The following is a 20,533-nucleotide window of genomic DNA, read 5'->3' as shown; positions in this document are numbered from 1 at the left end:
GCGCAGGTTCAGCGTCTCAAAGACGGTCCTGCTTATCATCTGCCTGATGTACCTGATCCTCTATGTGGATCGGGTCAACATCTCGACGGCCGCCCCGCTCATCAAAGCGGACCTCGGCTTGAGCAATACCCAACTTGGCCTAGCGTTTTCGGCGTTCGCCTATCCGTACGCGCTGTTCCAGCTGATTGGTGGCTACTTCGGCGATAAATTCGGCGCGCGTCTCACGCTTTGCGTCAGCGGCCTGGTCGTGTGCGCCGCGACCGCTGCAACAGGAGCGGTTGGCGGGCTCGCGAGCCTGTTCGCCGCGCGACTAGCCCTCGGCATCGGCGAAGGCGCTACCTTTCCAACCGCAACGCGCGCCATGGCGGTTTGGGTGCCAGAGCGGAGTTGGGGATTCGCCCAGGGTATCACCCATTCGTCTGCGCGGATCGGCAACGCGGCAACGCCGCCTCTGATCGCCTTGTTGATTGGGATGGTGTCCTGGCGCGGCGCGTTCGTGGTGCTTGCACTGTTGAGCCTGATCTGGGTCCTTGTCTGGTTGTGGTATTTTCGCGACGTTCCGGCAACTCCACCACTGACTGCCGAGGAGCTTGCGACGCTGCCGACTCGCAGTCGAGGCACTGCGAGCGAGCCGGTGCCTTGGCTCAAGCTGCTCCGCCGTATGCTGCCGGTGACCGCCGTCGATTTTTGCTACGGGTGGACGCTTTGGCTGTTCCTGAGCTGGATCCCATCGCTCTTTTACCAGAACTACCAGCAGAACTTGATGCAGTCGGCTTTCTACTCGGCCGGCGTTTTCCTTTCCGGTGTAATCGGTGACACGCTGGGCGGCGTGGTGAGCGACCAGATCCTGCGTCGAACGGGCGATCGGAACGCGGCGCGGCGCAATGTCATCGTGGCCGGTATGCTCGGCGGGGTCCTACTCCTGATTCCAGTGATGCTGGTTCACGACGTCAATGTGTCGGCGATCTCACTCGCCGCAGCGTTCTTTTCTGTTGAACTCGTGGTAGCGCCGATCTGGGCAGTGCCCATGGATATCGCGCCGAAATATTCCGGATCAGCCAGCGGCATGATGAATTTCGGCTTTGGCCTTGCCGGCATCATCTCGCCCTTCGTCTTCGGCTATCTGATCGATCGCACCGGAAGCTGGACCCTGCCATTCGCCGGTTCGATCTGCCTTCTGCTGCTCGGCGCGGGCCTAGCGTTCCGCATGCGCCCCGACCAACCGTTCGAGACGACCGCGATCGCGCCGGTGGCCGCGTGATCATGTCGCCTCGAGACTAACGAATTGCGTAAACCACGCATTGCTGCGCCGTGCCGACCGAGTCACAAGCGGACGACTCTCGCCGAACTCGCTTGCTAACGCCGATTGATCGCACCGATGTCCGTTGTTTGGGGAAGATCGGAAGTTGGATTTCGAGGCGGTCAGGTCCGTTGATGACCCTGGCTGTGTGAAAACGCTGTGCTGCTGTTATGATTCTCTCGTGATTCTGCGGGGGAATTGATGAAGCGCTTCGTTGAAGAGGCGGATCGTGGGCAATGGACGCTATTGCCCGAATGCCTCGATGATTTCATTGACGAGAGCAACCCGGTTCGCGTGATCGACGTGTTTGTCGATGCGCTCGATTTGGCCGAGATGGAGCTATTTCAGCTTTCGTGCCAAACCTAAGTGATTGAATTGCTTTGCAGTTGTGTGCGCGCGCAGCGAAAAGCGGTTCGCGTTCTTATGAAAAATAAGCCGAGCCGGCGAAATGCTTCGGGTCACCAAATGCATGCCGAACCTCCAGCTTCGAACTCGTGCGGTTCGCCACGAACGAAGATAGACCCGACGATGAAAGAGTTATTGCGTGCCAGCGAACCAGAGCCGTCCGAATCCTGCGAAACGGGGCTCGGCGAGAGTGGTGAGGTGCCCGAACCGTTCTTCCCGTCGTCTTGCGGACGACCTCCCGTGGCGGGTCGACCGCCAAACACCGGGTGCGAGGCTCGTCGTTTTATACGTCGGATTGACTTTCGCTCGAAGCTTGTCAGTGGCAAAATCACTCTCCAGCCTTAGCAATCCCCTTAGCGGGTGGTCATGGCTGGCCAAGGGTTTGCAGTAAGCGGAAATAGTCCAGTGGCAAGCAAGGTCAAGAAAAGGCGCATCGCCGCGACGGGGCAATGGGCCGAAAAGAGCCGGTCAACATGAAACCAGTATTCGCAGTGCCACGCCGTGCCCTTGGTCAAACGCGGCTTCAGGTTTCGGTCCTGGGATTCGGAACCGCGCCGCTTGGTGATCTCTTCGTGCAGCTGGATGACAAAACGGCCATTGGTACGGTGGAACGCGCTTTCGAGTTGGGCATCAATCTTCTTGACAGTTCCCCGCTCTATGGCCACGGCCTCGCCGAACATCGTTGCGGCGCCGCGATCCGGCGCGTGCCGCGCCAGGACATCGTCGTTTGCACCAAGGTCGGTCGCTGGATGGATCCGTTTCACGGGCGAGGCGACGGCTCCAGCTTTGTGGGAGGGCTGCCGCACCGGGCCGTGTTCGATTATTCCTACGACGGTACCATGCGTTCGGTGGAACAGTCGCTGTTGCGGCTAGGGACCGACCGGCTGGACCTGTTGCTGATCCACGACGTCGACGTCTGGACTCATGGTCTCGACGCCATCGACGAGCGGTTTCGCGAAGCGATGGCTGGCGCGTACGTGGCGCTGGACCGGCTTCGCGAGGAGGGTGTCGTTGCTGGCATCGGGATCGGTGTGAACGAGGCCGACATGTGTGTGCGTTTCGCGCAAGCGGGATCATTCGATACCATGCTGCTCGCCGGGCGTTATTCCCTGCTGGAGCAACCGGCGCTCGCGGAATTTTTGCCGCTCGCGCAGCAACAAGGAATCGGTGTGTTGCTTGGCGGCGTATTCAATTCAGGCATTCTGGCGACCGGCGCGGTGAGCGGCGCCAAATACAATTACAGGGACGCGCCACCTGAGATTCTTGCAAAGGTGGCACGAATCGAATGCGTCTGTGATGCGCATGGCGTTGCCCTGCCGACCGCGGCGTTGCATTTTGCTTTGGGTCATCCGGCGGTGGCGAGCGTTGTACTGGGGGGCCAGAGCCCGCAGGAGGTCGAGCGCAACGTCGCCGCGCTGTCCAGCACGGTGCCGACCGCGCTTTGGGCCGATCTGAAGGCCGAGCGCCTGCTGGCTGCGGAAGCGCCCACTCCAGTGGCCGGCTGATGAGGATCGATGCACATCATCATCTGTGGACTCTCGCCCGAGGTGGTTACGGCTGGTTGACACCTGCGCTCGCACCGATCCATCGTGACTTTTCCCTTGCGGACCTGGCCCCGCACCTCGCTGTCGCTGATATCCAGGGCACGATTTTGGTGCAGGCTGCACCGACCGAAGCGGAGACCGTGTTTTTGCTCGACATCGCGGCGAAGGCGCAGGTGGTGCGGGGCGTGGTCGGCTGGACGGATTTCGACGCAGCCGACGGCGGAGCGCGCATTGATGTTCTCGCCGCGCACAAACTCCTGGTTGGGCTGCGGCCGATGGTGCAGGACATTCCCGATGACGATTGGCTGCTCCGCCCTGCCTTGGCGCCGCTATTGGCGGCCATGGCCCGAAATAACCTGGTGTTCGACGCGCTGGTGCTGCCGCGCCATTTGCCACGACTGCTGCGGCTGGCCGACAATCATCCCGATGTGCAGTTCGTGCTCGACCATTGCGCCAAGCCCCGGCTTGCGACCGGAGAGATCGCAGATTGGCAGGGCGATATCGCGCTACTTGCCGAACGCCCCAACATCGTCTGTAAGCTATCAGGATTGGCGACAGAGGCCGCTGTGGGCTGGCAAATTCTGGATCTGCGGAAAGTGGTGGATCATGTCGTGGCATGCTTTGGGACAGATCGCCTGATGTGGGGAAGCGACTGGCCGGTGGTCAATCTGGCGGGAGGTTATGAAAAATGGTTTGCCGCCGCCGAAGCTCTACTGGCCGATCTGTCGGTGGACGAAAGGGCAGCTATTTTCGGCGATAACGCGGCGCGGATCTATCTCTCAAGCCGGGGACGGAAACTCGAGGCCAATTGATCGTCCGGCTACTTTCCTGCCCCCGTTGTCAAGCCGCTGACGATGTAGCGCGAGGAATATGGGCGCCACCCTGGATGCCAAGCAACGCCAGATTGCCGGTGAGGGCGGTAGTCAGACCAAGCGGGATCGGTGATGCGCAACTCGCCCCGCCCGCCTTAGATTCACGTGCCACGCCCGAGGACAGACAGACGACCGCGGCGCTTCTTGAATGAATTTTGAAGCATCTGTTTCCTTCCCTGATGGGCTATGGTTTGCATGCAAATGAAGTGCCATTCTCGACCATCCGCGTGTCAGCTGCCTATTTAACCAGGGAGCTGGCCGGCCGATGCGGGCCCCCGCGTCATTGTCCCCCGTTACGCTCGGTCAGGGATTTGACCAACGATGCCTTCACACTCGAGACGTGTTCGCGCATCAACATCTCCGCCCGCCAAGGCTCGCGGGCCGTGATGGCCTCATAAATTCGATGATGATCGTCGTGTCGGCGGCGGACGTCGCGATGCTCGAAGGCAACGATGTTTCGGCTCGACGACACCGGCACATGGTGGCAGATCCGGATCATCTCGGCGAGCATCCGGTTGCGTGCGGCGACGAGCAGAGTGTCGTGGAAGTCACCATTGATATCGCGATAGATCGTGAGATCGCCGGCTTCGAACGAGCCGCGCTCCAGCAATCTGTCGCCGGCACGGAGGCTGCGCTCGATCGTCGCCTTTTCGTCCGGACTGAGGCCGCGTTCGGCAGCAAACCGCGCCGCAACCCCTTCAAGCGATGCGCGGATCTCGTAGGCGTCGACGATAGCATCGAGCGGAAATTCGCGCACCGTGAAGCCGCGATTGGGTGCGTAATCCAGCAGTCCTTCGCCGGCGAGCGCTTGCAATGCGGCGCGCACCGGCGTGCGCGAAACCGCCAGCGTCCGGCTGAGCCTGACCTCATTGAGCCGCTCTCCGGCGGCGACCGACCCGTTCAGGACGGCTTCTCGGATCTGGTCCATCACCGAGAGGGCTCGATTGCCAGCGCGCGATCCGCCGGCTGGCTCCAAAATAGCTTGCGCCGAATGGTCCGTCATGGAACGCCCGCATTGCTCAAAGTGAGTACACTTGAAAGTCTAGCGGGAGCATTCCACCACACGCCTCCTCAGAAATCCACATTTAGCTGCACAATTTACCTGCCTACAAAGCAGGCGCGGCGCGGAAACGATGTGCAATGAAAAAAGTGTATGTAATTTTGGTTGACTCGGCACAGACTTCAACGAACCATGGGGCGTCCAGCGATGGTAAAAATGGCCCAGGTCCGATGGTGACAGCGAATCCCAGCATCAGCGAAAGCGCCATCGAGCAGATCACCGCTGATCGCGGTCCGCACTACGAGCCGTTCGGCTGGCATCATTGGCCGGAGTATCCCTGGCTCGCCTACCAATTTCGCCGGGCGCTCGGTGAGACCCAGGAAGGGGGCGGCAGCGTCAGCGAGGTGATGCAGGCGGGATCGCGGATGATTCCGGGCGATCTGGAAAGCTGGCACGCCGAGTGGACGCGGATTGCCGACCGCAACTCGGCGCGCGGGCTCGCCGAAGAGAAGTCAGGCCACGTCCGCACCGCGATGAACTGCTTCCTGCGCGCGGCAGACTATTACCGGCAGGCCGAATTCCATCTTGAGCCCGACGATCCGCGCCGGCTTCCCACTTTCGAAAAGATGGAAGCCTGCTCGCACAAGTTCATCGGTCACCTCAATCCGCCCGGCGAGGTGGTCGAGATTCCTTACGAGCCGGGCAAGCCGATCTGCGGCTATTTCGTTCGCGCGCCGTTTCCCGGCGATAAACTGCCGGTGCTGATCTGCATGGGCGGGCTCGATTCCATCAAGGACGAGATGTGGTTCATGCAGGCCCATGGCTGCCTGCAGCGCGGCATCTCGGTGCTGATGATCGACGGCCCGGGGCAGGGCGGCACGTTGCGTCGACACAAGATCGTTACCCGCGCCGACAGCGAAGTGCCGATCGGCAAATGCATCGACTGGCTCGAACAGCGCCCCGACGTCGATCGGTTCCGTATCGCCGTGTGCGGATCGAGCCTCGGCGGCTACTACGCCGCGCGCGCAGCCTGCTACGAGCGGCGATTGGCGGCCGCTATTTCGCATGGCGCGATCTGGTCGGTGCACGACATGTGGGGCACCAAGGGCGACGACTTCGGTCTCGCCATGCACATCCGCTGGGTGTTCGGCGCTGGAACGATGGCTGAGGCGCATGAATTGATGAAGCCGTTCACGCTGGAGGGGCATCTTGAGCACATGGCTTGTCCCTATCTGGTGCTGCACGGCGGCCACGACGTGCTGACGGTGACCGCTGCGCGCAGCACCTACGATTATGCCAGGGCGCACGGCATTGACGCGACAATGCGGGTGCTGGATCCCGAGGAAACCGGCGCCGAGCATTGCCAGCACGACAATCCGACCATTGGCCAGGAAGTGCTGGCCGATTGGCTCGCCGATCGTTTTGGGATCGATCAGCGTGCTTTGTTGAGGTCGTCCATCAATCCCTTGATATGAGGCGCGCAATGAATCTCGGTGTCGATCATCCTAGGGCCGCCGTGGTCGCGATCGATCTGCATCGCGGCCATCTCGATATGGCGGTGGCGACCATGCCGATCACGCCCGATGTGGCGACCCGCATCATCGCCGCCAACAAGCGGCTGTTCGACTGGTGCCGCAGCGTCGATATTCCGATCGTCCATCAGGTAACGTCCTATCGCGATGCCGAGGAAATCCGCGCCAATCCGTTCTGGCGCACCCGCGCCGAGGCCCCGACCGCCACCCGCAAGAACGTGATGCGTCACAATATCATCGGCGGCCCCGGATGCACGGTGATGCCGCAGCTGCTCGATCCGCGTGATTTCGTCGTCAACACCAAGAAACGCTACGACTGTTTCCTCGGCACCGACCTCGATTTCCTGCTGCGCTCGCATGGCGTCAACACGCTTCTGATCACAGGTGTGAACACCAATTCCTGCGTGCTCGCGACAACGACCGCGGCAAATGTCCGCGACTACGCGGTGATCGTGGTCGAGGACTGCGTTGACAGCATGGACGGCCCCGAGCTGCACGCAGCCGGTCTCGCCTGCATCAAGACGGCATTCGGCTTCGTGATGGACTCCGACACGGTGATGGCGCTCGACGTGCTTGCTCCGCGCCGGAACAGCGCTGCATGACCGCTCAGATTCCCAACCGACTGAAGAGTAACTTCCCATGACCGGCCCCATGATTCCGCGCGACCGCTGCGATTATTCCGCCATCGTCGATCGTCCGGCGCTGAAGCTGCCGGGCGGAGCCCGCATCGTGATCTGGACCATCGTCAATCTCGAGGTCTGGGACATCAGTAGACCGATGGCACGGCAGGTACTCCCGGCGCCGACCGGCATTCCGCTGCTGCCGGATGTACCGAACTGGAGCTGGCACGAATACGGCATGCGCGTTGGTGTGTGGCGTTTCTTCGATCTCTACAAGCGGCTCGGTATTGCGCCCACGCTCTCCATCAATGCGCGGGTTTGTGAGGATTATCCGCGCGTCGCGCAACAGGCCAAGGACGCCGGCTGGGAGTTCATGGGCCATGCCTATGAGCAGGGACCGATTCACAAGGAGCCGGACCAGAAGGCGATGATCGATCGTGCAATGAGCGTGATCGAAAACTTCACCGGCAAGCGGCCGGTAGGTTGGCTCGGACCCGGTCTGACCCAGACGCTGGAGACCCCCGAATACCTCGCCGAGGCCGGCGTCAAATATATCGGCGACTGGGTCTATGACGACGAGCCGACCGTGATCCGCACCGCCAAGGGACCGCTGGTGACGCTGCCCTATACGGTGGAGTTGAACGACATCCCGATGATGATGGTGCAGCACCATGAGAGCGATCATATGCTCAAGCGCGCTATCGATAGCTTCGACCGGCTGTACGAGGAGAGCAATGAGCGTCCGAAGATCCTGTCGCTCGCGATCCACCCTTACATCAGCGGACAGCCGTTCCGGATCAAATATCTTGAGGCGATCTACAACTACGTGAACAAATTCGATGGCGTCGTGCACTGGAACGGCGAGCAGATCCTCGACTGGTACAGGGCTCAGACGGCCAAGGGATCGACGACGTGAACGTTTCCACTCAACGCGTGCTGCCCGCTGTCGCCGTAACCGAGCTTCCGGTCGTCGGCGGCGGTTTCTTCCCCGTTCGCCGGGTCTATTGCGTCGGCCGGAATTACGTCGATCATATCCGTGAGATGAAGGAAGCCGACGAGCGCGATCCGCCGTTCTTCTTTCAGAAGCCGCGCGACGCCGTGGTGCCCGATGGTGCGCAGGTGCCCTATCCGCCGTTCACGTCCGATTTTCAGTTCGAGGTGGAACTGGTGATCGCGATCGGCCGCGGCGGGCGCGACATCGCCGTTGCCGACGCGCGCGATCATATCTGGGGTTATGCCGTGGGCATCGATCTGACCCGGCGCGATCGTCAGCGTGAGGCGCGCGATCTGCGTCTGCCGTGGGAAGTCGGCAAGAGCTTCGACGCCTCGGCGCCGTGCGGCGCCATCGCGCCAGCGCGCGCTGCGCAGCATTTCGAGGGCAGCACCATCACACTTTCGGTAAACGGCACCGAGCGCCAGCGTGGCGATATCGGGCAGATGATCTGGAGCGTGCCCGAGGTGATCGCGCAATTGTCGAAGCAGGTCACGCTCGGCGCAGGCGATCTGATTTACACCGGTACCCCGGCGGGGGTCGGTCCCGTCGTGCCGGGCGATCTGATTGCCGCCCACATTGATGGGCTGCCGCCGCTTACCGTCACCATCGCTCCACTTGAGGCATGACCATGTTGCCAACCGAACGCATTGCCTATTCGCCGATTGCCAGCCGTCCGCCGCTCAAGCTGCCGAATGGCGCGCGGATGGCGGTGTGGGTGATCGTCAATGTCGAGGAGTGGGACGCCAAGCAGACCATGCCGCGCACCGTGCTGACGCCGCCGGCCGGCGGCTCGCCTACTCCTGACATTCCGAACTGGGCCTGGCACGAATACGGCAACCGCGTCGGGTTCTGGCGCATACTCAAGGTGTTCGACGAATTCAAGATCCCTGGCGTGCTCGCCATCAACGGCTCGGCGCTCGCGGCCTATCCGCCGATCGTGGAAGCGGCGATGGCGCGGAACTGGGAGTTCATGGGCCACGGCTTCACGCAGCGCAACATGCAGAAGGTGGAGAACGAGCGCGAGGACATCCGCAAGACCGCCGACGTAATCGCCGAGGCGACCGGCAAGCGGCCGCGCGGCTGGCTCGGCCCTGGCCTCACCGAGACCTGGGATACGCCGGACCTGCTCAAAGAGGAGGGCTATGATTACGTCGCCGACTGGGTGCTGGACGACCAGCCGGTCTGGCTCAAGACCACCACGTCGCCGATCGTCAACGTGCCCTATACCCAGGAGTGCAACGACGTCGCGATGATGCTGATCCAGCATCACAAGGCGTCGGAATATTACGACCGCGCCATCGATCAGTTCGAACAGATCTACGACGACGCGGCGGATTCCGCCCGGATCATGGCTTTGGTTTTGCATCCCTACATCATGGGTGCACCGCACCGGCTGAAATACTTCCGCCGCATCTTCGAAACCATCCGGAAGAAGTCAGACGTCGCGTTCATGACCGGAGAACAGATTCTCGACTGGTATCTCTCCGTAGGACCGAAACCGCCGTAGTCGAGGATCAGAGATGAGCATCTTTCAACTCCTCAACGGATTGACTTTCGCAGCACTGCTGTTTGTGGTGGCGAGCGGCTTTACGTTGATCTTCGGGTTGCTCCGCATCGTCAATCTGGCCCATGGCGCGTTGTACCTGTTCGGCGGCTACATCGGCTTCACCGTCGCGGTGAAGACCGGCAGCTTTGCGCTCGGCGGCATTGGCGCCATGGCTGCCATTGCCGCGATCGGCTTCGTGCTCGACCAGGGTTTGCTGCGCTTTGTGCGTGGCAACGAGCTCCGGCAGGTGCTGCTGACGCTTGGCTTTGCGTTTGTGCTCAACGATTTGGCCCTGGTGATCTGGGGTGGCGACAGTTTCACGGTGCCGATCCCGCAGATGCTGCGCGGCGGCCTGCGTGTGCTCGGCGTTTTTTATCCGACCTATCGTCTGTTCGTGCTGGTCACCGGCATCCTGGTGTTCGCTGCACTTTGGCTGCTGCTCAATCATACGCGGCTCGGGGCGTTGATCCGCGCCGGAGTCGATGACGCCGAAATGGTGGAAGCATCAGGGGTCAACATCCGCCGGGTGTTTCTTGTCACGTTCCTGCTCGGGTCGGCTTTGGCCGGCCTTGGCGGGTTGATGGGCGGCGCCTTTCTCTCGCTGTATCCGTCGGCCGATGCGGAGATCCTGGTGTTCAGCCTCGCGGTGGTGATCATTGGCGGGCGTGGCAGCCTGGTCGGTGTTGGGGTCGGCAGCCTGCTGGTCGGTCTGCTTAACACGCTCGGCCAGGTGATGTTTCCGGAACTGGCCTATTTCGTGATTTTTGGTCCGATGGCGGTACTGCTGGCTTTTCGTCCGCTCGGACTGTTCGGACGGGCCGCATGACGACGCCGCGCGCAACGAGGGATTTGCGTGTTGCCGGAATGACCGGGCGCGCAGCGCTGATCGCCGCCATCATTGTTGTCGCTGCCGCCGCCCTGCCATTGGTGCTGTCGAATTATCAGGTCGGACTCGCCACCGAAGTGCTGATCTTCGGCATTCTGGGAATGTCGATCGACATCCTCGCCGGCTTTGCTGGGCGCACCTCGCTTGGCCACGGCGCGATCTTCGGCGTCTCCACCTACGTCGTCGTTTATGCCACCGCCCATGCCGGACTGCCACCGGCGATAGCCTTCGCCGCGGGCGTGTTCGCCGCCACACTGGTTGCGGCGATCTTCGGTCTACTCGCCGTGCGCACCTCCGGTGTCTACTTCCTGCTGCTGACATTGGCGCTCGGCATGATCATTTGGGGTATCTGCCTGCGCTGGACCGAGGTGACAGGTGGCGAAAACGGCATGCGCGGCGACGTCCGTCCGGCGGTGCTCCTGACCAACAGTGCGTTTTATTGGGCCGTGCTTGCCAGCGCCGCGATGGTGGCATTTGCGATGTGGCGGTTTGTGCGCTCGCCGTTCGGGTTGACGCTGCGCGGCATCCGCGACAGCGAGAGCCGCATGCGCAGCCTTGGCTACAACGTGCCACTACATCTCTTCATCGGTTTCACGGTGTCCGGGTTCTTTGCCGGCGTCGCGGGCGCACTGTACGCGATGTTCAACAACTTCGTCAGCCCGTCTACCGTTGCGTTGGCGCAGTCGGTTGAGGGCGTATTGATGATGATCGCTGGCGGCGTCGGCACACTGTTCGGCGCTTTCGTCGGTGCGGCCGCGATTATCGCGCTGGAGAACGTGGTCAGCGCCTACACCGAACGCTGGCAAATGGTGCTCGGCATCACCTTCATCCTGATCATGATCTTCGCCCCCGAGGGCATCATCGGCAAGCTGCGCGCCATTCTGACGCGCAAAGGTGCGTTAATCGAATGCTTTTACGAAAGGATATCGAAATGGACCGCAGGCAATTTCTGAAGAGGACAACGGCCGCGCTAGCTGCTGCAGGTGTGGGCGTCGCACCCTGGCGCAGCGCCCGGGCACAGGCCGGCCCGATCAAGATCGGCCTGCTCGCGCCGCTCACCGGCGTTGTCGCGTCAGGCGGCAAGGAGATGGTCGAGGGCGTGCAGTTCTATCTCGATCAGGTCAAGAGCGAGATGGGTGGCCGCAAAGTCGAACTGGTGATCGAGGACGACGCCTCAAACCCCGACACCGCTTTGCAGAAAGCGCGCCGCCTGGTCGAGCAGGGCAATTGCCACGTCCTGATCGGCAATCTGCTCGCCAACACCGGATTGGCTGTTGCGAACTACGTCAAGGGCACCGGCACGCCCTACTTCATTCCGATCATTGCTGCGGACGACCTGACGCAGCGCCAGCGTATCAAGAACGTGGTCCGCGTCGCCGGGTATAGCGCCAGTGAATTCACCCATCCGCTCGGCGATTGGGCGCTGAAGCAGGGTTACAAGAAGATCGCCACGATCAGTCAGGACTACACCTTCGGTCACGAGCAGTGCGGCGGCCTGGCCCAGGTGTTCACCGAAGGCGGCGGCGAGATCGTCCAGCAGTTCTGGCATCCGCTCAACACGGCGGATTTCAGTCCCTATCTCGGCCAGCTCGCCGACCTTAAGATCGATGCGATTTTTGCGATGGAGACCGGTGCGGATTCCACCCGCTTTATCCAGCAATATGCCAGCTTCGGCCTGAAGGCGAAGACGCCGCTGCTCGCCGCGATGAATGGCACCGATCAGTCGGTGATTCGGACCCTTGGCGAGGAATGCGAAGGCATCATCTCGCCGGCGCATTTCGCAGAGGGGTCCGACAATCCGGTCACCCAGAAATTCGCGAAGGAGTATGAGGCGAAGTACGGCAAGATCCCGTCGCTCTACGGCTTTTCGATGTATTCAGGGATGATGTGGATTGACGCAGCGCTGAAGAAGATGGGCGGCAAGGTCGAGGATCGCGAGGCCTTCATCGACACCGTGCTGAAGACCGAACTCGATGGCTCTCCGCTCGGCAAGGCAGTCAAGCTCGATGCCTACGGAAACCCGATCTACGACGTCTATATCCGCAAGGTCGTGAAGCGCGCCGACGGAAAATTCTGGAACGTTCCGTCCACTACCTATCCGAATGTCTCGCAGTTCTGGAAATACGATCCGGAGACCTACCTGAAGCAGCCGCCGTATTCGCGCACCTTCCAGGGCATCAAGAAGACCTGATCCATCGCTGATGCCGAGACGCGGTTAATGGCTGCGTCTCAAGTACAACTGATTCCATTGTCGTTCGGCAAGCTGGTATCCACGCCGCCTGACAATACCCCACCGGGAAATATTCGTGTCCGAGCCGATCTTGACGCTGACAGATGCTGTGGTTGCCTTCGACGCGCTGCGCGCGGTCGACGGCGTCAGCCTGTCCGTGCCGCGCGGCCAGCGTCGTGCCATCATCGGTCCAAACGGCGCTGGCAAGACTACGCTGTTCAACGCTGTTGCCGGGATGGTACCGCCGACCAGCGGCCGGATCATGTTCGATGGTCATGACATCACGAAGCTGCCGCCGCACCGCCGGGCGCAGCACGGCATCTCCCGCACCTTCCAGATCACCAATCTGTTTCCGACGCTGAGCGTGCAGGACAACATGGTGCTGGCCTTGCGGGGGTTGTCGCCGCGCAAATTCTCACTGTTCGGGAGGCCCGACACGGATTCCGTCGAAGCGCTCCGGATCGCCGCCGCGCTCAGCGCGGCCCGCATTGCGGACCGTGCCGATGTCACAGTCAAGGAACTGTCCTATGGCGAACAGCGCCAACTCGAGATTGCGCTATCGCTTGTCACGACGCCGACGATGCTGCTGCTGGACGAGCCGGCCGCCGGTCTGTCGCCGTCGGAGCGCTCAATGGTCGCGCAGATCATCCGCTCGCTGGATCGCGATATCACCGTGGTCCTGATCGAGCACGATATGGATCTTGCGCTTGGTCTCGTCGATTTCGTGACCTGCATGTTTGAAGGACGCATTTTGGCGGAGGAGGCGCCGGAGGGCATCCGTCGCAACAGGAAGGTTCAGGAAGTGTATCTCGGAAAGTCGCGTCATGCTTGAGGTTCGCGATCTGCACAGCGGGTACGGCGACGCGGTTGTGGTCCGCGGCGTTGCGCTCGACGTCGGCGCCGGCGAGATCGTCGCGCTGCTCGGCCGCAATGGCATGGGCAAGACCACCGTCATCCGCTCCATCATGGGGCTGACGCCGCCGCAGATCCGCTCAGGTTCGATCACCTGGCGCGGCGAAAGCCTAGTTGGCCTACGCCCGCACGACATCGCCGACCGCAAGATAGCGATCGTGCCGCAGGGCAGGCGGCTGTTTCCGTCGCTGACGGTGACCGAACATCTCACCATGCTGAAGAGCGCGCACGCCAAGGACGGTTGGACGGTCGATCGCGTGCTCCGGATTTTCCCGCGCCTTGCGGAGCGACGGCATCACCGCGGTGGACAATTGTCCGGCGGCGAGCGCGGCATGCTCGCGGTGGGCCGCGCGCTGATGATCGATCCGCAACTGATCCTGATGGACGAGCCATCCGAAGGCCTGGCGCCGGTGATGGTGCAGCATCTCGAAGGCATCATTCTTGATCTGAAGCGCGAGGGACTGTCGGTCCTGCTGGTCGAGCAAAATCTCTACAGCGCCTTGGCCGTCGCCGACCGGGTATACATCCTGGAGACCGGGCAGATCGTGCATCAGGGCGACGCGAAAGAACTGAGTCAGCACACCGATCTGCTATTCCAGCGCCTCGGCGTGCAGTGAGCAGAATAATTAGCGATGACCCGTCGGCGCCGCCGTCCGCCGAACTGAACCGAGTAAAGTGAACCGCATGCCTATCATCGATATGCACACCCATACCATCAGCAAACGCGTCGAGCCGCTGATCGCCGGCCGATACGATCCGATGGAAAATCCGTATCGCCGCGACATGTCGCCGGAGAGCCGGGCCACCGACGCCGAGCAAGGCAAGCTGTTGCCGAGGCTGATGCTCGACGTCGCCGCGCGCCGCCAGGTGATGCAGCGGATGGGGGTCGATTTTCAGGTCATCGCGCCGGCCCCGGCGCAGCAGCATTACTGGGCCGGTGAAGAATTGCAGGTGGCCCTGTCGCGGGTACAGAACGAGGATGTCGCCGCATTGGTTGCCGAAGACCCCGAGCATTTCGCCGGCATGGGTACGCTGCCGATGCGGTTTCCCGCCCGGGCGATCGAGGAAGCCGTGCATGCGGTCGAGACGCTCGGCCTGCGCGGCTTTCAGATCGACACCCGGGTCGAGAATCTCGAATTGTCGAATGCCGCCTTCGATCCGCTCTATGCGCGGTTGGCAAGGCTGCGCGTACCGGTGTTCGTGCACCCACTCGGCTTCTCGCACGGCCAGCGGCTGGGTGAGTTTTTTATGGTCAACACCCTTGGCCAGCCGATCGAAGAAGCCATCGCGATCTCGCATTTCACTCTCGGCGGTGTGCTCGATCGTCATCCAGACCTCAACGTCGTGATCGCGCATGGCGGCGGCTTCTATCCGTTCTATGCCGGCCGCATGGATCACGCGTGGAAGGTGCGTCCTGAAATCCGGAGCCTCACCGCCGATGCGCCGTCGAGCTATCTGAAACGACTGTGGTTCGATACCTGCGTGTTTCGAACTGACCTCATCGAGGCGCTGGTAGCGATGGTTGGCTCCGACCGGCTGATGCTGGGTTCCGACTTTCCTTTTGACATGGGTGACGACGATCCAGTGGGCTTGGTGAACAAGGCGAGGTTGTCCGAGGCCGTTCAAGAGAAGATCACCTTCGGCAATGCCGGCCGCCTGTTCAAGATATCGAAAGTCGGGGCATAGCGCTTTGATACTGCTCGGAAATGTCCGCTTTTGGCGGGTGGATTTGGCCACCTCCTGGTGGCTGAACCTAGCTTAAACTTCCCCATGATGGATTGGAACGAGAGTTCAAGTTTTTCAAGTGGTTAGAGGGCGGCGTGTGCACGACGTGTGCACCGGGAGATCAAAGAAAATCCAAGGTCGACCAATGCGAGGGGGGGGGGTGAACTGAACGCACTGCAGTGTCCGCGGTGAGTTGATGTGGGTTGTCGTCCGTTCGCACTGCTTATCCGCCGAGAAACTGTGGGCCGCGTTTGGCGACGAAGGAGGAAGCGATCCTGTTCGCGATCCTGGACGCCCGTATCCGAGAAATGATCGAGCACGTCGAAACCGCCGTGGCCCGTCACCGCGAGCGCTTTTCTTCGCGCTTCCTTCTACAACTTGCCAGTAAAACGCCGATGTCGCAGCAGGTTAAGCTGGCGATTTTCATCCACCGGCTTCGTAAGATACCGTCTTGCCGTCATTCACGCACGACGTACTGGCGCTCTTCCGCTACTCTCTTCAGCTCGCTGATATCATTGGCGGTTAGCTCGGCGATAAAGGAAAGCGGGTTTTGCGATCTTTGCAGACCTCTCTTGTCGGAGCGAAGCGTGATTGGTCCCGCTGCAAATAGCGGCTATTCGTGGACCGTACGTGCCCGCTATCGCTCCTGGCCGCTTTCACGTCTGGCTCGTTCGGGGCTGGACGAGTAGTTGGCTTCTTGTTCGTTGACGGACACTTTTACATGGCCCTTACGCTAGCGCTTTTCGACCTGACGAATAATCATCGGGACGCCAAGCTTGTTCGGCATAAACTTGACGGTCTCCCCATCGAGAGTTTCTTCGAGCGGATGCCGGGTCGACGCGCCAATCTCGTCGTGCTCGATACGCAGTGCTAGTCAAAATGCCATACCGGTAGCTTCGCTTGTCGGTTGCGTTCATCACTCGCGTCGTTTTCCCTCAAGGTTTCGTTGCCCGTGAATAGCCGGCCAGGACCTTATCATCAACGTCGGGCAGATTGATTACAATATTCTCGGGGGTCCTGGTCGTCAGCCAGACAAGATCGTTCTCGGTGCTCAGGTTCGCTTCAACATGCGGCATAAAGGGGGGGACGAACACGAAGTCGCCTTCTTCCATGTCGATCCACTCGGAATAGCCTTCGCCGTAGTAGATGCGTCCGCGGCCCTGAAGCACGTAGCCGCCGGTCTCAGCCTCGCCGTGATGATGCGGCAGGGAGCGGAAGCCTGGTTCGTTGCTGACCTTGCCGAACCAAAGTCTTGTCGCAGGCGTGTGCTGGCGGCTGACGCCCGAGATGCGAACCGCTCCGCCGGACTGAGCCGTCTGCGTGTCTTCCCGATTTTTCCGTGTAACGACCGGCTTCGATGTCGTACCGCGCTAGCTCCTCGCGCATATAGAACATCGACTCGAAGCCGCCGACCACACTGACCTCGATCTCAGCCTCCGGATTCCCGCGTCGAAGCCTCACGTAGTTCTCGATCGAAGGGTCTGCCTTGTATTCTTTCGTGATCTCGTTGTAGCCGCCGGCTTCGCTCGAGCCAAAGTTTTGAGCCATCCCTAACTCTCCCACCTTGGCAGTCAGTTGCATGGACACGACACACGCTTGCTCAAATATGGGTTACAATACAACCTGAAATAAATAGAACAACGAAACGCTCACCCCGAAGCGGCCATTTACTGACGATCACGCGACTGATAGTTTTTTGGTATTCGTCTCAAGGTTGTTGGGGCTCACCGGATGTTGCTGAGGCTTTCTCTTCTCATGGCCTTCGTGATGGGGATTGCTTGCTCGTCATCGGTATGGGCCGCCGTCGGTCAAAGACACCTCGTGGCTACGGAACGAACTGCGAGCGCGCGCGACGCACAGCATCGCAACACTCTTCGGATCACCGTATGGTACCCAGCCGCTTCAGATGCTCCTGAGCATCCATTGGTGATCGGCCCGCCCAATAAGCCTCTATTCGATATAGGCACTGTAGCTCCCGACGCCGTGTTTGAACGCAATCAGTCCTACCCGGTGATTATGTTGTCTCACGGCTTTGGTGGTACGGCCAGAATGGTGGGTTGGTTCGGTATTGCCATGGCGCGCGACGGCTATATCGTGATCGCTGTCGACCATCCAGGCAACAACGGTGCCGATACGATGACGATGACGGGTGCGGTTCTTTGGTGGGATCGCGCCAACGATTTGCGGACTGCGTTGGATGAGGTTGGCCGAGATCCCATCATCGGCCCCCATCTCGACAGCAATCGCGTGGGCGCTGCTGGCTTTTCGGCAGGCGGATTTGCGGCACTTGTAGCGGCCGGAGCGAAAGTCGATCCAACTCGCTGGATACGGTTCTGCCGGGAAAACCCAGATGATGGAGATTGTCAGCCTAACGAGGAGTTCGCGGCGACCTTTGACGATCAAGCGAAAGCGTTGAACTCGGCCGAGCTGGCGGTCGACGTGGCACAAGCCAGTCAAGATCACACGTTGCCTCGCTTACGCGCCGCCTTCGCAATTGCGCCGGCGTGGGTGCAAGCGCTGGATCCCGCCAGCCTTTCTGGTCTGCGCGTGCCGGTGCATATCGTGCTCGGCGATACCGATAGCGTCGAGCCCCCCGCGACGAGCGGACTGGCGGCGGCAGCCCTGATCCCGAATGCCGCAGTCGATCTGCTTCCCGGCGTCGGACATTATGATTTTCTCGCAACCTGCACCGAACTTGGTCGCGCAAACCTGCCGCCTTGTCGAGGCGCTCACGCGCAGGCCAAGGCGCATGACCTCGCAATCGGCGCAGCGCAGGTCTTTTTTGGTCGCTTTCTTCGTGTTCCGTGAAGATGGCGACGCGCCGTTGTCCGCTTCTGGCCCATCGCGGCATATTGCGCTGGCGCACGGACTTGGTCGCTATAGCGGCAAAGCGGACGTAGCCCTTCGTCGCATCACGCCGCTGGCGTTTATGGGTACACGGCCTGGTTCGCAAGGTTTCACTCACATACGCTTTGAGGCGCAAGCCTACGAATAGCCGGTCTGGTCGGATTCCATTTTTTGCAGATAACGCAGGACGACTTCGCCCGAAGTCATGATGTGTCGCTCGATCAACGCCATCAGGCCGGCCCGATCCCTGGAAACACAAAGGTCCAATATTTTTTGATGTTCGTTCTGGGTGCTGACCGGGAACGTCCGGTCGCCCCATGCGAGCCGCCAATATCGATTGAGATTGTTGCGGGCGCGACTGACCTGTTCGAGAAAGAATGGACGGTTGGCGCGCGCATATATGATGGTGTGGAATTCGGTGGCGAGCCGCAAGCGCTGCGCTGGATTGCTGGTCTTGTCGATCTTCGCCATGATGAGGCGGGCGTGCTCGATATCGCGCTCGGTCAGGTGGTCGATCGCCCAGCCGGCCAGCCGGGGTTCGAGCACTGCACGGAATTCCATAAGTTCTCGCGCGACCGTGCTCGACAGATCCGAGGCGAAACAACCACGGTTGTGATGCAGGGTGGCAAGCCCCTCCGAGACCAGAGCCTTGAGCGCCTCGCGCACCGGCGTATGGCTCACGCCGAATTCTGCCGCGATCTCATCCTGTTTGAGCGGTGTGCCGGGGGCAATCTCACCGCTGCAGATCGCGTCGCGCAGCGCATCGGCGATCATCGCCGTACTGCCGATCGGTTTGGGTCTTGTTGCGCTTGGCATCGGCATCCCTCGAATCCAGTTTGACATATAATATACAATCTCTTATATAACATTTGCAATGGGGAGGTAATTCGATGTCGCTACGCATTATATATAATATGCAATACAGCCTGAACCGCATCGGCGAGCCTGCGACGCGTGTTCCGACAGGAATCGCAACGGACATCTCCGGCCGCGCGGATTGATCGGCCATGTCATCCGCCGTCGCCTACTCACGCCAGGAGATCGGTCAAGCGCTCGACGTTTTGGAGAGACCGTGGCTGGTCCTGGAACAATCCCGCCTCATGGCGAACGTGGCGCGATTGAAGCGGCATCTGCACAGGCTTCATCCGCATCTCAAGACCGCAAAAAGCATCGATGCCGCCCGACTGGTGATGGATGGCGCGCAGGGGCCGGTCACGGTCTCAACGCTGAAGGAGGCTGAGTACTTCTTCGGTCACGGCGTCAGCGATCTGCTCTATGCGGTGAGCATCGCCCCGAACAAACTCGATCACGTTTTCGATCTACGGCGGCGCGGCGCCGATTTGGCGCCAGGCCGCGTGCAGCAGCGCAGGCTGGTTCAGAACCAAAGCATCATCTGGAATTCGATTTATGAATAGCGAAATGCACCCGACGCGTCTGCGGCCGAAGCTGATGTCGTTCGATGTCTTCGGTACGCTGATCAGCGTTCGCGACAGTTCCTACAGTGCCTTTGAGCGCATCCTGGCCGATGCCGGTGCGCATCATCTTGACGTCAAGGCGTTCTGGGAACATTGGGAACATCGAAATATCGCGCACTATTGGGGCCCATATCGCTCGTATCGGGAGATCTGCGAACTCTCGCTCGCCGAAACGTTTGCGCATTTCGAGGTGGCCGGCGACAGTCGGCTGATCGATGCCTACTTCGAAGCCTTCCCGCGCTTCTTTCTTTACGACGATGTCGTCCGTACTCTGGATCAACTGTCGCGCCGTTACAGACTGGCGGTGGTGTCCAACATCGATGATGATCTTTTGGCGTTGACGCCGTTGAAGCGAAACTTCGACCTTGTATGCACCGCGCAACGGGCCGAGGGCTACAAGCCTGACGGCACGCTGTTTCGCTACCTGATCGAGAATGCGGGCGTCGCGAAGGACGAGATCCTGCACTCCGGGCAATCGCAATTCACCGATCTTGTCGGCGGCAAGCCGCTTGGATTGACCATTGCCTGGATCAACCGTCGCCAGATCGCCCCCGACGCTTCGGTCCCCCGCCCGGATTTCATTTTCCCGGATATCCAGTCCCTGAGCCGCGTCGTGCACATTGAAGAGTAATGCAACGAGGAGCG

Annotated in this window: 23 protein-coding genes; 19 read left to right on the top strand and 4 right to left on the bottom strand. The window is 60.8% G+C overall.

Annotated elements, in window-relative coordinates:
• Window positions 1-46 precede the first annotated feature (46 nt).
• From ACPPVP_RS28765 to ACPPVP_RS28750, 4 genes are all read left to right on the top strand, one after another.
• Window positions 47-1,261 carry an MFS transporter gene (locus ACPPVP_RS28765; RefSeq protein ID WP_426526674.1) on the top strand — a complete coding sequence of 405 codons (1,215 nt, stop codon included), beginning with the start codon at window positions 47-49 and terminating at the stop codon, window positions 1,259-1,261.
• A 240-nt stretch (window positions 1,262-1,501) separates the two neighbouring features.
• Window positions 1,502-1,666: a hypothetical protein gene (locus ACPPVP_RS28760; protein ID WP_426538431.1), complete on the top strand. Its 165-nt coding sequence runs from the start codon at window positions 1,502-1,504 to the stop codon at window positions 1,664-1,666.
• A 512-nt stretch (window positions 1,667-2,178) separates the two neighbouring features.
• Complete coding sequence (locus tag ACPPVP_RS28755) at window positions 2,179-3,210, top strand: aldo/keto reductase (protein ID WP_426526672.1); 1,032 nt, start codon at window positions 2,179-2,181, stop codon at window positions 3,208-3,210.
• On the top strand, window positions 3,210-4,061 hold the full coding sequence (locus tag ACPPVP_RS28750) for an amidohydrolase family protein (RefSeq protein WP_426526670.1): 852 nt from the start codon (window positions 3,210-3,212) through the stop codon (window positions 4,059-4,061). Before ACPPVP_RS28755 ends, ACPPVP_RS28750 begins: the two co-directional genes overlap by 1 nt.
• 340 nt (window positions 4,062-4,401) lie before the next feature.
• On the opposite strand, the gene ACPPVP_RS28745 is transcribed toward ACPPVP_RS28750, so the two are convergent.
• Window positions 4,402-5,049 carry a GntR family transcriptional regulator gene (locus ACPPVP_RS28745; protein WP_426526668.1) on the bottom strand — a complete coding sequence of 216 codons (648 nt, stop codon included), beginning with the start codon at window positions 5,047-5,049 and terminating at the stop codon, window positions 4,402-4,404.
• A gap of 305 nt (window positions 5,050-5,354) precedes the next feature.
• Here ACPPVP_RS28745 and ACPPVP_RS28740 point away from each other — a divergent pair, with 305 nt between their 5' ends.
• The 12 genes from ACPPVP_RS28740 to ACPPVP_RS28685 all read left to right on the top strand — a co-directional run bounded on the left by ACPPVP_RS28740 (window position 5,355) and on the right by ACPPVP_RS28685 (window position 16,255).
• Window positions 5,355-6,596, top strand: a complete 1,242-nt coding sequence (locus tag ACPPVP_RS28740) for an alpha/beta hydrolase family protein (RefSeq protein WP_426526666.1) — start codon at window positions 5,355-5,357, stop codon at window positions 6,594-6,596.
• 8 nt (window positions 6,597-6,604) lie between these two features.
• Window positions 6,605-7,255 (top strand): cysteine hydrolase family protein, encoded by a 651-nt coding sequence (locus ACPPVP_RS28735; protein WP_426526664.1) that lies wholly within the window; start codon window positions 6,605-6,607, stop codon window positions 7,253-7,255.
• A gap of 37 nt (window positions 7,256-7,292) precedes the next feature.
• On the top strand, window positions 7,293-8,189 hold the full coding sequence (locus ACPPVP_RS28730) for a polysaccharide deacetylase family protein (protein ID WP_426526662.1): 897 nt from the start codon (window positions 7,293-7,295) through the stop codon (window positions 8,187-8,189).
• On the top strand, window positions 8,186-8,893 hold the full coding sequence (locus tag ACPPVP_RS28725; RefSeq protein WP_426526660.1) for a fumarylacetoacetate hydrolase family protein: 708 nt from the start codon (window positions 8,186-8,188) through the stop codon (window positions 8,891-8,893). Before ACPPVP_RS28730 ends, ACPPVP_RS28725 begins: the two co-directional genes overlap by 4 nt.
• A gap of 2 nt (window positions 8,894-8,895) precedes the next feature.
• Complete coding sequence (locus ACPPVP_RS28720) at window positions 8,896-9,774, top strand: polysaccharide deacetylase family protein (RefSeq protein WP_426526658.1); 879 nt, start codon at window positions 8,896-8,898, stop codon at window positions 9,772-9,774.
• A 13-nt stretch (window positions 9,775-9,787) separates the two neighbouring features.
• Window positions 9,788-10,639, top strand: coding sequence for a branched-chain amino acid ABC transporter permease (locus ACPPVP_RS28715; protein WP_426526656.1), 852 nt, complete (start codon window positions 9,788-9,790; stop codon window positions 10,637-10,639).
• The gene (locus ACPPVP_RS28710) at window positions 10,636-11,652 is read left to right on the top strand and encodes a branched-chain amino acid ABC transporter permease (protein WP_426526654.1); all 1,017 of its coding nucleotides are present in this window, start codon (window positions 10,636-10,638) and stop codon (window positions 11,650-11,652) included. The genes ACPPVP_RS28715 and ACPPVP_RS28710 overlap by 4 nt, the downstream gene beginning before the upstream one ends.
• On the top strand, window positions 11,631-12,890 hold the full coding sequence (locus ACPPVP_RS28705; protein ID WP_426526652.1) for an ABC transporter substrate-binding protein: 1,260 nt from the start codon (window positions 11,631-11,633) through the stop codon (window positions 12,888-12,890). The genes ACPPVP_RS28710 and ACPPVP_RS28705 overlap by 22 nt, the downstream gene beginning before the upstream one ends.
• A gap of 115 nt (window positions 12,891-13,005) precedes the next feature.
• Window positions 13,006-13,761: an ABC transporter ATP-binding protein gene (locus ACPPVP_RS28700; protein WP_426526650.1), complete on the top strand. Its 756-nt coding sequence runs from the start codon at window positions 13,006-13,008 to the stop codon at window positions 13,759-13,761.
• Window positions 13,754-14,458 (top strand): ABC transporter ATP-binding protein, encoded by a 705-nt coding sequence (locus ACPPVP_RS28695; protein ID WP_426526648.1) that lies wholly within the window; start codon window positions 13,754-13,756, stop codon window positions 14,456-14,458. The genes ACPPVP_RS28700 and ACPPVP_RS28695 overlap by 8 nt, the downstream gene beginning before the upstream one ends.
• 67 nt (window positions 14,459-14,525) lie before the next feature.
• Window positions 14,526-15,527, top strand: coding sequence for an amidohydrolase family protein (locus tag ACPPVP_RS28690; protein ID WP_426526646.1), 1,002 nt, complete (start codon window positions 14,526-14,528; stop codon window positions 15,525-15,527).
• A gap of 290 nt (window positions 15,528-15,817) precedes the next feature.
• Window positions 15,818-16,255 carry a hypothetical protein gene (locus tag ACPPVP_RS28685; protein ID WP_426526644.1) on the top strand — a complete coding sequence of 146 codons (438 nt, stop codon included), beginning with the start codon at window positions 15,818-15,820 and terminating at the stop codon, window positions 16,253-16,255.
• Between the two features lie 246 nt (window positions 16,256-16,501).
• Here the strand turns inward: ACPPVP_RS28685 and ACPPVP_RS28680 are convergent, their stop codons facing one another.
• Both ACPPVP_RS28680 and ACPPVP_RS28675 read right to left on the bottom strand, forming a co-directional pair.
• On the bottom strand, window positions 16,502-16,855 hold the full coding sequence (locus ACPPVP_RS28680) for a cupin domain-containing protein (protein ID WP_426538112.1): 354 nt from the start codon (window positions 16,853-16,855) through the stop codon (window positions 16,502-16,504).
• On the bottom strand, window positions 16,749-17,147 hold the full coding sequence (locus tag ACPPVP_RS28675; protein ID WP_426526643.1) for a hypothetical protein: 399 nt from the start codon (window positions 17,145-17,147) through the stop codon (window positions 16,749-16,751). Before ACPPVP_RS28675 ends, ACPPVP_RS28680 begins: the two co-directional genes overlap by 107 nt.
• Before the next feature lie 150 nt (window positions 17,148-17,297).
• On the opposite strand from ACPPVP_RS28675, the gene ACPPVP_RS28670 reads away from it, so the two are divergent.
• A complete protein-coding gene (locus ACPPVP_RS28670) occupies window positions 17,298-18,374 on the top strand; it encodes an alpha/beta hydrolase family protein (protein ID WP_426526641.1) in 1,077 nt (358 codons plus the stop codon).
• Between the two features lie 177 nt (window positions 18,375-18,551).
• On the opposite strand, the gene ACPPVP_RS28665 is transcribed toward ACPPVP_RS28670, so the two are convergent.
• Window positions 18,552-19,187 carry a GntR family transcriptional regulator gene (locus ACPPVP_RS28665; RefSeq protein WP_426526639.1) on the bottom strand — a complete coding sequence of 212 codons (636 nt, stop codon included), beginning with the start codon at window positions 19,185-19,187 and terminating at the stop codon, window positions 18,552-18,554.
• Between the two features lie 233 nt (window positions 19,188-19,420).
• Between ACPPVP_RS28665 and ACPPVP_RS28660 the strand changes: the two genes are divergently transcribed.
• Entirely contained in the window at window positions 19,421-19,828 is a 408-nt protein-coding gene (locus tag ACPPVP_RS28660) for a hypothetical protein (protein WP_426526637.1), read from the top strand.
• Window positions 19,821-20,519: an HAD hydrolase-like protein gene (locus tag ACPPVP_RS28655; protein WP_426526635.1), complete on the top strand. Its 699-nt coding sequence runs from the start codon at window positions 19,821-19,823 to the stop codon at window positions 20,517-20,519. The genes ACPPVP_RS28660 and ACPPVP_RS28655 overlap by 8 nt, the downstream gene beginning before the upstream one ends.
• Window positions 20,520-20,533 lie beyond the last annotated feature (14 nt).

The organism is Bradyrhizobium sp. McL0615 (assembly GCF_049993905.1).
Lineage (GTDB): Bacteria > Pseudomonadota > Alphaproteobacteria > Rhizobiales > Xanthobacteraceae > Bradyrhizobium.
The sequence above is the reverse complement of the archived record's forward strand: the minus strand, read 5'-3'. Positions and strand labels throughout refer to the sequence as shown.